At 34.9% G+C, this 15408-nt stretch carries 18 protein-coding genes; 15 read left to right on the forward strand and 3 right to left on the reverse strand.

Annotated features, from left to right (window positions below; all coding sequences use genetic code 11):
- Positions 1-40: 40 nt before the first annotated feature.
- The 3 genes from B6A10_RS09070 (at position 41) to B6A10_RS09080 (ending at position 1714) form a co-directional block, all read left to right on the forward strand.
- Entirely contained in the window at positions 41-1012 is a 972-nt protein-coding gene (locus tag B6A10_RS09070) for a D-alanine--D-alanine ligase (RefSeq protein WP_188220635.1), read from the forward strand.
- 139 nt (positions 1013-1151) lie between these two features.
- Entirely contained in the window at positions 1152-1376 is a 225-nt protein-coding gene (locus B6A10_RS09075) for a DUF433 domain-containing protein (protein ID WP_055090057.1), read from the forward strand.
- The gene (locus B6A10_RS09080) at positions 1373-1714 is read left to right on the forward strand and encodes a DUF5615 family PIN-like protein (protein ID WP_055090055.1); all 342 of its coding nucleotides are present in this window, start codon (positions 1373-1375) and stop codon (positions 1712-1714) included. The genes B6A10_RS09075 and B6A10_RS09080 overlap by 4 nt, the downstream gene beginning before the upstream one ends.
- Positions 1715-1840: 126 nt before the next feature.
- On the opposite strand, the gene B6A10_RS09085 is transcribed toward B6A10_RS09080, so the two are convergent.
- The gene (locus B6A10_RS09085; protein ID WP_238929387.1) at positions 1841-2272 is read right to left on the reverse strand and encodes a PH domain-containing protein; all 432 of its coding nucleotides are present in this window, start codon (positions 2270-2272) and stop codon (positions 1841-1843) included.
- A 170-nt stretch (positions 2273-2442) separates the two neighbouring features.
- Here B6A10_RS09085 and coaD point away from each other — a divergent pair, with 170 nt between their 5' ends.
- Positions 2443-2898: a pantetheine-phosphate adenylyltransferase gene (gene coaD, locus B6A10_RS09090; protein WP_055090052.1), complete on the forward strand. Its 456-nt coding sequence runs from the start codon at positions 2443-2445 to the stop codon at positions 2896-2898.
- Between the two features lie 117 nt (positions 2899-3015).
- Positions 3016-3594, forward strand: a complete 579-nt coding sequence (locus B6A10_RS09095) for a PhnA domain-containing protein (protein ID WP_188220636.1) — start codon at positions 3016-3018, stop codon at positions 3592-3594.
- Between the two features lie 133 nt (positions 3595-3727).
- Here B6A10_RS09095 and B6A10_RS09100 read toward each other — a convergent pair whose 3' ends face one another.
- Both B6A10_RS09100 and B6A10_RS09105 read right to left on the reverse strand, forming a co-directional pair.
- Positions 3728-5074, reverse strand: coding sequence for a DEAD/DEAH box helicase (locus B6A10_RS09100; RefSeq protein ID WP_188220637.1), 1347 nt, complete (start codon positions 5072-5074; stop codon positions 3728-3730).
- A 180-nt stretch (positions 5075-5254) separates the two neighbouring features.
- Positions 5255-5860, reverse strand: coding sequence for an NUDIX hydrolase (locus tag B6A10_RS09105; protein ID WP_055090046.1), 606 nt, complete (start codon positions 5858-5860; stop codon positions 5255-5257).
- A gap of 7 nt (positions 5861-5867) precedes the next feature.
- On the opposite strand from B6A10_RS09105, the gene pyrE reads away from it, so the two are divergent.
- From pyrE to nirB, 10 genes are all read left to right on the forward strand, one after another.
- Positions 5868-6515, forward strand: coding sequence for an orotate phosphoribosyltransferase (gene pyrE / locus B6A10_RS09110; protein WP_188220638.1), 648 nt, complete (start codon positions 5868-5870; stop codon positions 6513-6515).
- Between the two features lie 21 nt (positions 6516-6536).
- The gene (locus B6A10_RS09115; protein WP_188220639.1) at positions 6537-6929 is read left to right on the forward strand and encodes an SRPBCC family protein; all 393 of its coding nucleotides are present in this window, start codon (positions 6537-6539) and stop codon (positions 6927-6929) included.
- Between the two features lie 788 nt (positions 6930-7717).
- Positions 7718-8056: a P-II family nitrogen regulator gene (locus B6A10_RS09120; protein WP_026714486.1), complete on the forward strand. Its 339-nt coding sequence runs from the start codon at positions 7718-7720 to the stop codon at positions 8054-8056.
- Positions 8057-8098: 42 nt separating this feature from the next.
- Positions 8099-9301 carry an ammonium transporter gene (locus B6A10_RS09125; RefSeq protein WP_188220640.1) on the forward strand — a complete coding sequence of 401 codons (1203 nt, stop codon included), beginning with the start codon at positions 8099-8101 and terminating at the stop codon, positions 9299-9301.
- 225 nt (positions 9302-9526) lie between these two features.
- Positions 9527-9781 carry a heavy-metal-associated domain-containing protein gene (locus B6A10_RS09130; RefSeq protein ID WP_026714484.1) on the forward strand — a complete coding sequence of 85 codons (255 nt, stop codon included), beginning with the start codon at positions 9527-9529 and terminating at the stop codon, positions 9779-9781.
- A gap of 121 nt (positions 9782-9902) precedes the next feature.
- Positions 9903-10235: an ArsR/SmtB family transcription factor gene (locus B6A10_RS09135; RefSeq protein ID WP_055090033.1), complete on the forward strand. Its 333-nt coding sequence runs from the start codon at positions 9903-9905 to the stop codon at positions 10233-10235.
- 17 nt (positions 10236-10252) lie between these two features.
- Positions 10253-10723 carry a DUF6428 family protein gene (locus tag B6A10_RS09140; RefSeq protein WP_188220641.1) on the forward strand — a complete coding sequence of 157 codons (471 nt, stop codon included), beginning with the start codon at positions 10253-10255 and terminating at the stop codon, positions 10721-10723.
- A gap of 26 nt (positions 10724-10749) precedes the next feature.
- Positions 10750-11382 carry an arsenate-mycothiol transferase ArsC gene (locus B6A10_RS09145; protein WP_188220642.1) on the forward strand — a complete coding sequence of 211 codons (633 nt, stop codon included), beginning with the start codon at positions 10750-10752 and terminating at the stop codon, positions 11380-11382.
- 2 nt (positions 11383-11384) lie between these two features.
- The gene (gene arsB / locus B6A10_RS09150; protein WP_188220643.1) at positions 11385-12452 is read left to right on the forward strand and encodes an ACR3 family arsenite efflux transporter; all 1068 of its coding nucleotides are present in this window, start codon (positions 11385-11387) and stop codon (positions 12450-12452) included.
- A 328-nt stretch (positions 12453-12780) separates the two neighbouring features.
- The gene (gene nirB, locus B6A10_RS09155) at positions 12781-15288 is read left to right on the forward strand and encodes a nitrite reductase large subunit NirB (protein ID WP_055090025.1); all 2508 of its coding nucleotides are present in this window, start codon (positions 12781-12783) and stop codon (positions 15286-15288) included.
- Positions 15289-15408 lie beyond the last annotated feature (120 nt).

A 15408-nucleotide genomic window follows, 5' to 3' on the forward strand; every position in this document is an offset into this window, starting at 1 on the left:
GGGCTAAAAAAATCGATATTTATCATACAAACGAAACTAAATGAAAAACATTGCCATCATCATGGGCGGCTATTCCAGTGAGTACAAGATATCACTTATTAGCGGTAACGTAGTTTACAAATTTTTAGATCAAACCAAATACAAAGGTTATCGCATCCATATTTTCAAAGAAAAATGGGTTTATGTAGACGATGCCGATAACGAATTCCCAATTGACAAGAACGACTTTTCGGTTACTGTTGATGGAAAAAAAACAAGTTTTGACTGTGTTTTCAACGCCATCCACGGAACTCCGGGCGAAGACGGATTAATGCAGGCTTATTTTGAATTATTAGGCATTCCGCAAACATCCTGCGATTATTACCAAGCTGCTTTGACTTTCAATAAAAGAGATTTACTTTCGGTTTTAAAACCTTATGGAATCAAAACAGCAATTTCTTATTATTTAAATCAGGGAGACGAAATAAAAATTGACGAAATCATCAACAAAGTAGGTTTGCCTTGTTTTGTAAAACCAAACAAAGCAGGATCCAGTTTCGGAATTTCAAAGGTAAAAACCGAAGCCGAATTGCCTGTCGCCATCGAAACCGCTTACAAAGAAGACAACGAAATCATCATTGAAAGCTTCCTGGACGGAACAGAAGTTTCGGTAGGTGTTATCAACTACAAAGGAGAAATTATCGTATTGCCAATTACCGAAATCGTTTCTGAAAATGATTTCTTTGATTATGAGGCCAAATACCAGGGAAAATCTCAGGAAATCACTCCTGCCCGACTTTCAGACGAAATGACTCAAAAAGTAGGCGCTGTTGCTAAGCGTGCTTACGAAGTATTGAAAATGAAAGGTTTCTCTCGTTCTGAATTTATTATTGTGAACGAAGAGCCACATATGCTGGAGATGAACACCATTCCGGGATTAACCACCGAAAGTTTGATTCCGCAACAGGCAGCTGCAGCAGGAATCACTTTGACTGATTTATTTACTAATGCTATTGAATTGGCACTAGCTTAATATTTTTAGCCACAGATTTAAAGGATTAGTACGGATTAATCTTTTAAAGCTGTGGCTTTTTATTTTAGCATCAATACAGAATCTTTAAATCTGGTCAACGAACTAATTATTTCATTAACTTTGTAAAAAACAATGCAATATGATTGATTACAAACAATATATCACCATAAATTCTGAAACCCGATTTGGAAAACCCTCAATCATCGGTACCAGAATTACCGTTTTTGATGTTTTAAATTGGTTAGCAAACGGAATGTCTTTTGAAGATATTATTGAAGATTTTCCGGAACTTAACGAAAACCAAATTAGAGCCTGTCTTTCCTATGCCGCCGATAGGGAACACAAAATTCAAATTGCATCGTGAAATTATTATTCGATCAAAATATTTCTTTTAGAATTATTTCCAAAATTGAAATTAATTTTCCCGAAGCAAAACAAGTCAGACAACTTGGAATTGAAAATTACTCCGATATAGAAATTTGGGAATTTGCCAAAAAGAATCAATACACCATTATAACATTCGATGCAGATTTTTTTGATTTATCAAATTTCAAAGGGCATCCTCCTAAAATAATTTGGTTTCGTTTTGGCAATACAAAGACAGACTTTCTGGCTGAAATTATTAATTCAAGAAAACGAATAATTGAGGAATTCATCCAATCAGACAGCTATACTGAAATAGCCTGTTTAGAAATTAAATAAACACAAAAGCCACTTAGATAGTGGCTTTTGTGTTTTTATTGTTTTGATTAGAAAATATTTTCTCCTCATTTTTGTTATTGCTTCGTTCCGATAGCTATCGGAACGAAGCAATCTCATAAAGAGCTGCTATTTTTTAACTAGATTATTTTTAATTTTAGGATTCAATTTTACTAATTCTTCCGCAAAACCGAACTTGTCTTTAGGAGAAATTATTATTGAATCAAATTTTCCGTATTTAATTTCAATTCGATCAAATGAAGGTGCAGGTGATGAAATTATACTTCTTGTTTTTGATATTTCCTTTATTTCTTCAATTGAAATTGGTCCATATGAAAAAAAGCCACATTTTACATCAAGTTGACCATTGCTAACAATATATTCGGTTTTAAAAAACAGATGTAAAATAAAAATAAAAACAACTAATAACATTATCCCTACTTTCAACAGTTTCTCATCGAATTGTCCATTTATCAAATTAAAAATTAGCTGTCCAAAAAAGGATAGAAAAATAAAAATCAGTAAACCAAATGAAACTTTAGAAGGGTATCTCTTCGTCATATTTATTATACTTTTTAAAAAATTAAACAATAAAATTTTAATTTACTTTTTCAAATATACAAAAATTACCCTACAAAAAATTATTCATAAACTAAACAGATGGTATTACAAAAAATAACTTCTAAAAAACTTTGTACCTTAGCCTTCCAGAATCTTAGTAACTCAAAAAAATGAGAAAAGCCATATTTCCGGGATCTTTTGATCCTATTACCTTAGGTCATGAAGATATTATCAAAAGAGGAATTCCTCTTTTTGATGAAATCGTTATTGCTATTGGGGTTAATGCTGAAAAAAAATACATGTTTCCACTCGAAGAAAGAAAACGCTTTATTGAAGAAACTTTCAAAAACGAACCTAAAATTTCGGTGATTACTTATGAAGGCTTAACGATTGATTTATGCAAAAGGATTGGTGCTAATTTCATTCTGCGTGGTTTGCGTAATCCCGCCGATTTCGAATTCGAAAAAGCCATTGCCCACACCAACAGACATTTATCCAAAATAGAAACGGTATTCTTATTAACAGCTGCCAGTACTTCTTATATCAGTTCCAGCATTGTGCGCGATGTATTGCGTCATGGTGGGGAATATGAATTATTAGTTCCTAAAGCGGTTAGAGTGAAATAGTTTTCAGTGTTCAGTAATCAGAAGGCAGAACTAAGGACTAGGGACTAAGAACTAATTACTAGAGACAAAACTTGCAAAAAGTACTCAATAACTGTACATTCGCCAAAAAAATAAAAAATGAGCTTAGACAGAGAATTAAATAAACGCAGCGGAGGAAAATGTGAACTTTGTGGTGCCACAGAAAACTTAAAAGTGTACGAGGTACTTCCAACCAAAAAAGGCGGAATTGACGAAGCTATTTTCGTTTGTCCTACTTGTAAAGACCAAATCGAAAATCCGGGAAATGAAGATTTAAACCACTGGAGATGCTTAAACGACAGCATGTGGAGCGAGCACACTGCTGTTCAGGTGGTAGCCTGGAGAATGTTAAGTCGTTTGCGTTCGGCTGGCTGGCCTCAGGAATTACTGGACATGATGTATCTGGAAGACGAAGTTCTTGAATGGGCCAAAGCAACCGGAGAAGGTGAAGACGATGAAAACAAAATCATTCACCGTGACAGCAACGGAGTAATTTTGGAACACGGAGATTCAGTCGTTTTAATCAAAGACTTAAAAGTAAAAGGTTCCAGCATGATTGCCAAACAGGGAACAGCCGTGAGAAACATTCGCTTAGACCATGAAAACGCCGAATATATTGAAGGAAAAGTGGATGGCCAAATGATAGTAATCATTACACAATACGTGAAGAAAATTTAGTCAGCAGAACGCAGTACTCAAGTTTAAACATAAAAATTAGAAAGCAGATTTCAGATAATATATTTTACTGAAAATCTGCTTTTTTTATTGCCTGTAGTCTAAATTCTGCCTCCTGCTTTCTGCCGACTGAAAACTACTCAGTAACTTTCTTAATCACATTACGAGCCACCTGAATTTTAAATTTCTTGCCTTTCATTTTTTCGCCCTTAAGACGATATAATAAATCTTTGACTTTTGAAAATTTTACAGCGGCAAACGAAACAAAATCTTTTACTTCAATTAACCCCAAATCCGATTTTTCCAATTTTCCTTTTTGAGAAAAGAAGCCTACAATATCCACCTTGTTCAACTTATTCTTTTTTCCGCCACTAATATAAATGGTTTGAAATCGCGGTGGCTTCGGTAGGGATTTTGCATTTTCAACGGAAAAAATCTCCAGATTTTCATAATCCACATAATCCATTTTTTTCTCCGATTCGTGTGCAATAATATAAGCCGTTCCGGTAGCCGTCATACGCGCCGTACGCCCATTTCTATGGGTAAATTCATCTTCTTTTAATGGCAAATGATAATGAATTACGTGATTCATTTCGGGAATATCAAGGCCGCGGGCAGCCAAATCAGTGGTTACCAAATAGCTCATACTTCCGTTTCTGAACTGAATCAAAGCCCGTTCGCGTTCTTCCTGATCCATTCCGCCATGATAATAGGTCGAATAAATTCCTTTTTCGTTCAAAGAATCACTAATCCGTTCGGCAGCATCACGGTGGTTGCAAAAAATAATTGCCGATTCGGATTGCAACGAACAAAGCAACTGAAACAAGGTATTTAATTTATCTTTCTCTTTGGAAACAACCAGTTTCGTAGAAAGATTAGACGCAGCTTCGGTTTCCGGAATAAAATCCAAAACTATTGGATTCACCACGCGGGTATATTTTGGAATCTCAATATCAGAAGTTGCTGAAACCAGAATCCGCTTATTTACCTTTGCTAATTTGCCAATGACAAAAGACATTTGCTCATGAAAACCCAATTGGAGTGACTTGTCAAATTCGTCCAAAATTAAAGTTTGAATTTTATCCAAACGGAAAGTTCCTCTTTCAATATGATCGGCAATTCGCCCAGGAGTTCCAATTAAAACAGCCGGTGGATTACTTAAATTCTTAATTTCTGTCTCCATCGAATGCCCTCCGTAACATACATTTACCTTGTAAGCCGTTCCCATTTTTTTCCAAACCTGTTCAATTTGCAAACCCAATTCTCGCGAAGGAACTATGATTAAACATTGTACCGAAAGGATTTCGGGCTGAAGCATTTCCAATATTGGTAATAAGAAAGCCAGTGTTTTTCCGGAACCTGTAGGCGACAATAACAACACATTCGCATCATTTAAGATAACATCATGAGCTGTTTGTTGCATTTCATTCAGGTTTTCGAAACCCAAATTAGAAAGTATATTTTTAGGATGATGATTTTTCATGCAGCAAAGGTAATGTTTTAGTCCGCAGTTTTCAGTCGTCAAAAGGCAGAATTCAGAAAGCAATTGGCAAAATGCGGAATGCAAACTATCTGTAAAAAAAATCAGATTAGAAATATAAACTTCTAATCTGAAATCTGTTTTCTTTTTGCGTTCTGCCGACTGCCTTCTGCAAACTGCTTTCTAACTACGAATAATATTCTCTTCTTCAAATAACAATTTGATGTTTTCGTAGGAATTTTTTAAAACTTCCGAAATTCCATTAGGAGGAATCCAGGCTACTTTTTCAATTCCTTCTTCTAATTGTCCCTGAGGCGTTCCTTCAAAATCGGTTTGCATTTCAAACCAATGGGTAATTTTCAACTTATAAACTCCGTTTCGTTTAAAAATATGATACGTTTTTTGGAGTTTGTTGGTAATTTTCAAATTCGTTACTCCGGTTTCTTCTTCTACTTCGCGAATAGCCGTTTGCTCAATTTCTTCCTTTTTTTCGACACCTCCTTTTGGCAAATCCCACTTCCCGTTTCTAAAAATAAACAGCACCTCTCCTTTTTTATTATAAACCAATCCGCCACCTGCTTTATTTACAGGAATTTTAGCTTTCAAAGTTTTCATAATCTCCTTCTCATCAGGATGATAGAGATAGGCCTTTTGAATTTTATTTTGAAAAATTTTAACTATAATTTGCTTTATATCAATACTTTCCAACAAAAACAACTGAAAATCGGTCTCTTTGGAGATTTTATTTGTCAAAAAAAGTGGTTTGTCGTTCACAAAAACTTTATACATTTGTACTATGATTTTTAATAAAGATACAGCCGAAAAAACAGCCGAATTGCTTTTACAAATAAATGCAATTAAATTGAATCCTGAAAATTCTTTTACATGGGCTTCCGGATGGAAATCACCTATATATTGTGATAACCGTCTAATACTTTCATTTCCTGCCATAAGAAATTATGTGAGAGATGAATTTGCAAAAAATATTGAGAAACAATTTGGGAAACCAGATGTTATTGCCGGAGTAGCAACCGGAGCTATCGGAATAGGAATGCTTGTTGCCGAAAGCATGGGATTGCCATTTGTTTATGTGCGTCCGGAAGCAAAAAAACACGGTCGCCAAAATCAAGTGGAAGGTTTTCTTCAAAAAGGACAAAATGTAGTTGTTGTTGAAGATTTAATCAGTACCGGAAACAGTAGTTTGATGGCTGTAGAAGCTTTAAAAGCTGCCGGCGCTAATATTAAAGGTATGGCCGCTATTTTTACTTATGGATTTGATGTTGCCGAAGAAAACTTTAAAAAAGCCAAACTGGATTTATACACTTTGAGCAACTACCAAAATCTTCTAAATCTTGCCGTAGCTAAAAAATACATTACAGAAAAAGAAGAAAGTACTTTAAGAGAATGGAGTATAACTCCTTCTACTTGGGGACAAGCAGTATAAAGATTAATCAAAAAAGATAACATGAACTTAGAAAGTCCAAAGGTAAGTGTTGAAAAATCGGCTCAGGAATTGTTCGATTTATTGACCGATATGAAAAATTTCGAAAAATTAATGCCTGAAAACATTGCTAAGTTTGAAGTTATCGGAGAAGATTCTTTTCTTTTTGGTTTAAAAGGAATGCCTGAAATCCAATTAAAACTCAAAGAGAAAACAGCTCCTAACAAAATTGTATTTGGCGCAGCAAGTGATAAAGTTCCATTTACACTTATCACAAATATTGAAAGTGTTGCTACAAATTCCTGCAATGTCAAACTGGATTTTGAAGGTAGCTTCAATCCCATGATGGCGATGATGGTAAAAGGTCCTATTGGAAAGTTTATTGAAACCCTTGCGACCAATATGCCAAAACTGTAGTTTTTACTTTTCTAAACAATACTTAACAAACCCTTTTAGGTTCTCCTAAAAGGGTTTTTCTTTTGTACTCCATTCTTCCCTTTTCTTTTCTAAAATTAGCTAATCCTAAAAGCGGTATTTAGAAATTCCCTTTTATTCAAAATTATCCACTAAACGGTTCTTCAAGTATTTCAATTCCTCCAAAAAAGAACTAACAAAGCCCAAACTTCAGCCATTTCAAATCAAAATCTACATTTTCCAAACAAAGGTTCAATCTTCAAGCAATTCACCACAATAAAAAACACAACAAAAAACCAAACACCCCTATATTTTTGACACCAAAACCAAATAAATCAAATAAAAATCAAATAAAAATCAAAAATAAAACCTAAAAAACACACAACACCCCCTGTTTTTTAATAGGTATACTAAAAATTAAATTATGAATTAATCAAAATTAAAGAGCTCAAATTAATAATAATCCATATAATCGAATTCGATTTTCGGTAATTAACAATTATTCGACTTTTTGAGTAAATAATGCTAAATCTTTATCTTTTTTAAAGCAAAAGTTAATAAATTCGCCATTATCAATAACAAAATAAGAAATTATTAAGAATCTTTAATTTTTAAAATAAGATTAAAGACTTAAAGAAGCTAAATTTTAATAACAATAATAATCTTGGAAATGAAAAAACAAAAAAACTTTAAGAATCATAACCAAACGATTCCGTAATCCAATTAGAAATCTTTAAAAACCGAATAACATACAAAACTTTTACTATAAATCAATTTAAAACCCATTTATTATGAAAAAAATCGAAGCAGTGATACGCAAATCAAGATTTGAAGAAGTAAAAAAAGCTTTGCACCAAATCGAGGTTAACTTTTTTACCTATTGGGATGTTACTGGAGTTGGTAACGAAAAAGAAGGACACGTATACAGAGGAATCACTTATAGCACTACAGACATTCAAAGAAGATATATTTCAATAGTAGTTTCTGATCCTTTTTTAGAAAGAACTGTTGACGCAATTTTAAATGCAGCCGGAACAGGAATGGTAGGAGATGGAAAAATCTTCGTTTCTGACATCATTGAAACGTACCGTATCAGAACTAAAGAAAAAGGGACAGACGCTGTAAACTAAAAAAACACTTAAAAACAATAATTAACTTATAAAACATATATTATGGATACGAATGCTGTATTAGACTTAATGTGGGTATTGATCTGCGGAATTTTAGTATTTTTCATGCAAGCTGGTTTTACTTTAGTAGAAGCTGGTTTCACCAGATCAAAAAACACTGGAAATATTATCATGAAAAACTTAATGGATTTTTGTATTGGCAGTATTGCTTTCTGGGTGATAGGATACTCTTTAATGTACGGAGATTCAATTGGAGGTTTCATCGGAACACCAAGCTTATTATTTGACTCAGCTGCTGACATGCACAGTTTATTTTTCCAAACGGTATTTGCTGCAACTGCTGCAACAATCGTTTCTGGAGCTATCGCTGAAAGAACAAAATTCACTACCTATTTATTTTTCTCATTATTAATGACATTAGTAATCTATCCTATCTCAGGAAGCTGGGTATGGAATGGCGGTGGATGGTTAGCCGGAATGGGCTTCACTGATTTTGCCGGTTCAACTGTAGTACACTCTGTAGGAGGATGGGCTTCATTAGTTGCTGCCGCAATGGTAGGACCTAGAATTGGAAAATATAACGCGGATGGAACTTCAAACGCGATTCCCGGACACAACATTATGTTAGGAGCTTTAGGAGTGTTTATCTTATGGATGGGATGGTTCGGATTCAACCCAGGTTCTCAATTAGCTATCTCTGGAGATAACGCTGTAGCTGTAGCCGGAATCTTCATCACAACTAACTTAGCAGGAGCAATTGGAGCTTTAGCTGCAATGTTTGTGACTTGGATTATCTACAAAAAACCAGATATCTCTATGACATTAAATGGTGTTTTAGCTGGTTTAGTAGGTGTAACTGCTGGTTGTGCTGCTGTAAGTCCAATGGGTGCTTTCTGGATTGGATTAATCTGTGGTATTGCTGTAGTTTTCTCAATCGAATTCATCGACAAAAAACTTAAAATTGACGATCCAGTTGGAGCTGTTTCAGTACACGGTGTATGTGGAGCTTTAGGAACAATCCTAGTAGGGGTATTTGCTACTGACGGAGGATTACTTTACGGAGGTGGATTTGCAAAACTAGGAGTTCAAATCACCGGTGTTGTTGCTATTGGTGCATGGGCTATGGCTGCTTCATTTGTAGTTCTATTCATCCTTAAAAAAGCAATCGGTTTAAGAGTAACTAAAGAAGAAGAAATCGACGGACTAGACATCCACGAACACGGTTCTAACGTTTACAACGACTAAATAAAAACAAAACCTATACATTACTTAAAAGCCACAACTTCACCGTTGTGGCTTTTATATTTTCTAAAAAATAATTTCATAACCAATAGATCAAACTAACAACATTAGCTCAAAATTCACAAAAAATTGAGACTTCTTTTACGACAAAATACAAGATAAATGCTTAAATTTAACGTAGAAAAGCTATTGCTATCACAATTAATATCAATTTAAAATGTACACATTATGAGCTTATTGAACGAAAACATCATACCTGGTGAACACGGAAAAACTTTTGGCACCAATGCTATTGAAGAAACTGAATTAATTGAAATCAAAAGCAAACTCTTAAAAATAGACGGTATAAACGATGTACAAATTAACAATTCCATTTTTCCGAAAGAATTTACTGTTTTCACCAACAAAGTCATCAGTATTGAAGATATAGAAAAAGCAGTAAAATCTATTGGTTACCACGCTATCCCTAAAGCAATGATATAAAAATCAAATAATTAAATAACAAGTCTCTCAGAAAATTTTCCTAAGAGGCTTATTTTTTTATATAAAATTAAACACTTATTTTCAATTTATTATCGTAATATTGCAATATAAACATATAACAATGGGAACAACTAAAACAATCCATTTTACAGACGAACAAAATGAACTGGCAACACTGGCTAAAGCAATTGGTCATCCGGCGCGTATAGCCATTATCCAACATCTTATCAAAGTTAACAGTTGTATTTGCGGAGACATTGTAAATGAACTACCTCTGGCGCAACCAACGGTTTCTCAACATCTGAAAGAACTAAAAAATGCCGGTTTAATCAAAGGAAGTTTTGAAGGAAACGCTATTTGTTATTGTCTGGATGAAAATGGTTTTAACAAAATAAAAAACTTTTTCCAGTACGTCGATAAACATTTGGAAAATCAAAAAAATCAATGTTGCTAATTTAAAAACACAAAATCATGAAACTCTCAGAAATCAAAACCGTTTTAAACAACATCGAAAATGTTGCTTTTGTATTAGAAAACGGAACTCCGGTTCCGGAACACTTCCACGTAACCGAAATTGGACTCATCACCAAAAACTTTATTGATTGTGGCGGTACTGTTCGTAACGAAAAAGTTGTCAATTTTCAATTGTGGAATGCTAACGACTTTGACCATCGTTTAAAACCAAAAAAACTTTTAGACATTATCGCATTATCCGAAAAGACACTGGGAATTGGCGATTTCGAAATTGAAGTAGAATACCAATCAGAAACCATTGGAAAATATGACTTAGGATTTAACGGAAAAGATTTTCTTTTGTTAAACAAAAAAACAGCCTGCTTAGCCGAAGACCAATGCGGAATCCCGGCTGCTAAACCAAGAATCAAACTTTCTGACATCCAGTCACAAAACAGCTGCTGTACTCCGGGTGGAGGTTGTTGCTAAATTACAAAACACTAAATCACATTAAAATGAACCTGACACAAACAAGATTATTTCCCGAAATCGAAAAAACAATACAGCAGCTAAATTTCGAAAGTATAACAGCCGAACGCAAAATTATTTTACAACCATTAATTGACTACATCCAGTTAAAAGTCACAAACCAACAGGAAATAAGGCTTAATTTTATCTGCACACACAATTCCAGAAGAAGTCATTTATCTCAGGTTTGGGCGCAGACTGCGGCTGCTTTTTACAGCATTAAAAATACTTTTTGCTATTCCGGAGGAACAGAAGCTACAGCTCTTTTTCCAATGGCCGCTCAAACTTTAAGCAAACAAGGTTTTCAAATTGAAACCATCTCACAGGGAAACAATCCCGTTTACAGTATAAAACACAACGAAAACACACATCCGATTATCGGTTTTTCAAAAACTTTCGACAACAGTTTTAATCCGCAATCCGAATTTGCAGCAATCTTAACCTGCTCCAGCGCTGACCAGGGTTGCCCGTTTATTGCCGGAGCCGAAAAACGTATCCCCATAACTTACGAAGACCCAAAGGCCTTTGACAATACAGCACAACAAGCTGAAAAATACGAAGAAAGAAGCCTTCAGATTGCCACCGAATTATTCTATGTCTTTGCTCAAATTCAAAAATAAATATGTCAGCCAATAATTGCACACCCACCGTTCATCGAAAACAGCTCAGTTTTCTGGATCGCTATTTAACACTTTGGATATTCGCCGCTATGGTTTTAGGAGTTACCATCGGTAATTTTATTCCATCAAGCAGTGGTTTTATCAATTCCTTTTCAAGCGGAACAACCAATATTCCCTTAGCCATAGGACTTATATTAATGATGTATCCGCCTTTAGCCAAAGTAAAATACGAACAAATGAGCTCCGTATTTAAAAACACCAAAGTTTTAAGCGCTTCCTTATTATTAAATTGGATTATCGGACCAGTTCTGATGTTCTTTTTAGCGCTAACCTTTCTGAATGACTATCCGGAATACATGATTGGTGTAATTTTAATTGGATTAGCCCGATGTATTGCCATGGTAGTTGTTTGGAACGATCTTGCCGACGGAAACCGCGAATATGCCGCCGGACTCATTGCCTTAAACAGTATTTTTCAGGTACTTTTATATAGTCTATATGCTTATATTTTCATCACCATACTTCCTCCTTATTTTGGATACAAAGGTTTTGAAGTCAACATTAGTATTGCTCAAATAGCCGAAAGCGTAGGTATCTATTTAGGAATTCCTTTTGCTTTAGGCATTATCAGCAGATATCTTTTGATTTACGTCAAAGGAGAAGAATGGTTTCAAAAGAAATACGTACCTATTATTTCTCCTATCACTCTAATTGCATTATTATTCACTATTATTATAATGTTCAGCCTGAAAGGCGCCTTGATTGTTCAAATTCCGATGGATGTTGTTCGAATAGCCATTCCTCTTGTTATTTACTTTACCATCATGTTTGTTGTTAGTTTTTTTATTGGCAAATATTTTGGCGCAGATTATTCTAAAAGCACTGCCATTGCCTTTACTGCCACTGGAAATAATTTTGAATTAGCTATTGCGGTAGCCATTGGTGTTTTTGGTATCAATAGCGGACAGGCATTTGCAGGCGTAATTGGCCCTTTAGTCGAAGTTCCCGCTTTGATAGCTCTAGTAAATTTGGCTTTTTGGTTTCAAAAACAATATTTTACGAAAAATTAAGTAATACTACTTAACACAATCAACCATTTTTTTAAAACAAAAGCATCGAAACCATTTTAAAGTTTTGATGCTTTTTTAGTATTACCCCCTAAAAAAAACAGCACAACACTGATTTATTACCTAAAAAAAGAAAACACAAGCTCAAAAAAACACCTCAAACTTATCTTTTGATTAAAAATAAAAAAATCAGATGCCGTTTTTTTACACAATCTATATTTTATCTTCTTCCTTTTCATAATTTCTCAAATCCACTCAAAAAAATAAAAATTAAGTATTTAAAATAAGTATTTATACGTATATTTGCTTCGTAATACTTAATAATGATATTATGATTAAAATAATTGTAGTCGGAAACGGCATGGTAGGTTTCAAATTTTGTGAAAAATTTATTTCGAAACAAGGACAGGAAAAATATCAAATTACCGTATTTGGAGAAGAGCCAAGACGCGCTTATGATCGCGTTCACCTAAGCGAATATTTTGCAGGAAAAACAGCTGAAGATTTATCCATGTCAACAGCAACATGGTACGAAGAAAATAATATCACACTAAACACTTCCGAATTAGTAATTGACATCAACAAAGAAAACAAGACAATTACAACACATTTGGATAAAATCCATTCTTACGATTATTTAGTTTTAGCGACAGGTTCGTCTGCTTTTGTACCACCAATTGAAGGGGTAGAAAAAGAAGGTGTTTTTGTTTACAGAACCATTGAAGACCTTGACGCCATCATGGCTTATGCTTCAAAAATAAAAAAGAATGGCGCTACCGAAGCAGCTGTATTAGGCGGTGGATTATTAGGTCTTGAGGCTGCAAAAGCAGTTCGCGATTTAGGACTAAATCCTCACGTAGTAGAATTTGCTCCGCGTTTAATGCCAAGACAATTAGACAAAGGTGCCAGCAACATGCTTCGCTCTAAAATTGAAGAATTAAACATCAAAATTCACTTAAGTAAATCAACGCAATTCATTGATGGTGATAATGCCATTACCGGAATGATGTTTGAAGAAGAAGAATTACTAAAAGTAGATATGCTGGTTATTTCGGCCGGTATTAAACCAAGAGACGAACTAGGAAGAAGCGCAGGTCTTGAAGTAGGTGTTCGCGGCGGAATTGTAGTGAACAACAAAATGCAAACTTCTGACCCAAATATCTTCGCTATCGGAGAAGTAGCACTATACAATCACATGATTTACGGATTAGTGGCTCCTGGTTACGAAATGGCCGATGTGGCTGCCGAGCAAATTATGCAAGGCGAAAAAACCATGAGAGAGTCTATCGACATGTCCACTCAATTAAAACTAATTGGAGTTGAAGTAGCCAGTTTCGGAGATCCTTTTATCGAACACCAAGACGGCACTCCAATTGTTTACGAAAACAAATTAACCGGAATTTACAAAAGAATCAACATTTCTAAAGACGGAAAAAAATTATTAGGAGGAATCTTGGTAGGTGATTCCAGCGATTATAATAGCTTATATCAAATTTACATTAACGGAATGGCTATTCCTAAAAATCCTGAAGACCTTATTTTAGGAGCAAGAGGCGGCGAAAGCACTTCATTAGGAAGCGTAATGGATTTACCGGATACCGCAGTTATCTGTTCTTGTGAAAATGTAACCAAAGGAACTATCTGCAAATCCATCACAGAAGAAGGTTGCGATTCATTATCCGATGTTATTAAATGTACCAAAGCCGGAACAGGTTGCGGAGGATGTAAACCAATGGTTATTGATTTGGTAAAAGAAACCCAAATCAGTATGGGTAAAGAAGTAAAAGATGTAATTTGCGAACACTTTGCTTACACCCGTCAGGAATTATTTGACTTAGTTAAAATTAACAAACACACTAATTTCTTTGATGTAATTGACCATCATGGTTCCGGAGACGGTTGTGAAATTTGTAAACCTGTTGTCGCTTCAATTTTCTCCAGTATTTATAACGACACAGCTAACAAACACGTAACCACTCAGGACACTAACGACCGATTCTTAGCTAACATTCAACGTAACGGAACTTATTCGGTTGTACCAAGGGTAGCCGGTGGAGAAATTACTCCTGAAAAGCTTATCGTTATTGGTGAAGTTGCGAAACAATTCGACTTATATACCAAAATTACCGGAGCACAACGTGTAGATTTATTCGGAGCTCATTTAAGTGATTTACCTCAAATTTGGAAAATCCTAATCGAAAACGGTTTTGAAAGTGGTCACGCTTACGGAAAATCATTAAGAGCGGTAAAAAGCTGCGTAGGAAACGCCTGGTGTCGTTACGGAATGGACGACAGCGCCGGATTTGCCATTGAATTGGAAAACCGCTACAAAGGAATCCGTTCTCCGCACAAATTAAAAGGAGGAGTTTCGGCTTGTATTCGTGAATGTGCCGAAGCCAGAGGAAAAGATTTTGGAGTAATTGCCGTAGAAGGCGGATGGAATTTATACATCTGTGGAAACGGAGGAGCCAATCCGAAACACGCGGTACTTTTGGCGGAACAAATTGATCGTGAAACCGTAATCAAATATTTAGATCGTTTCTTAATGTACTACATCCGAACAGCTGGACCATTAGTAAGAACAGCAACCTGGTTAGAAAAACTGGAAGGCGGAATGGATTACTTAAAAGAAGTGATTATCGAAGACAGCTTAGGTCTTTGTGAAACTTTGGAAAAAGAAATGGAAAAACTGGTTGGCACTTACGAATGCGAATGGAAACAAGTATTAGAAAAACCAAGATTATTAAAACGTTTCAGCCATTTTGTTAACAGTGACGAAAAAGATGACAACATCGAATTTGTACCGTTAAGAGATCAAAAAATGCCAAAAGCCTGGTAATTATCAAATCAAAAGAATTAAAATATCAACTTCTATGTTCCCTATCCTCTTTGTTGCTCATTGTAAGTATTACACAAAACTCACAACACAATTATAATTTACACTGAGGATAGGTACATA

Source organism: Flavobacterium pokkalii, from assembly GCF_014596575.1.
GTDB lineage: Bacteria > Bacteroidota > Bacteroidia > Flavobacteriales > Flavobacteriaceae > Flavobacterium > Flavobacterium pokkalii.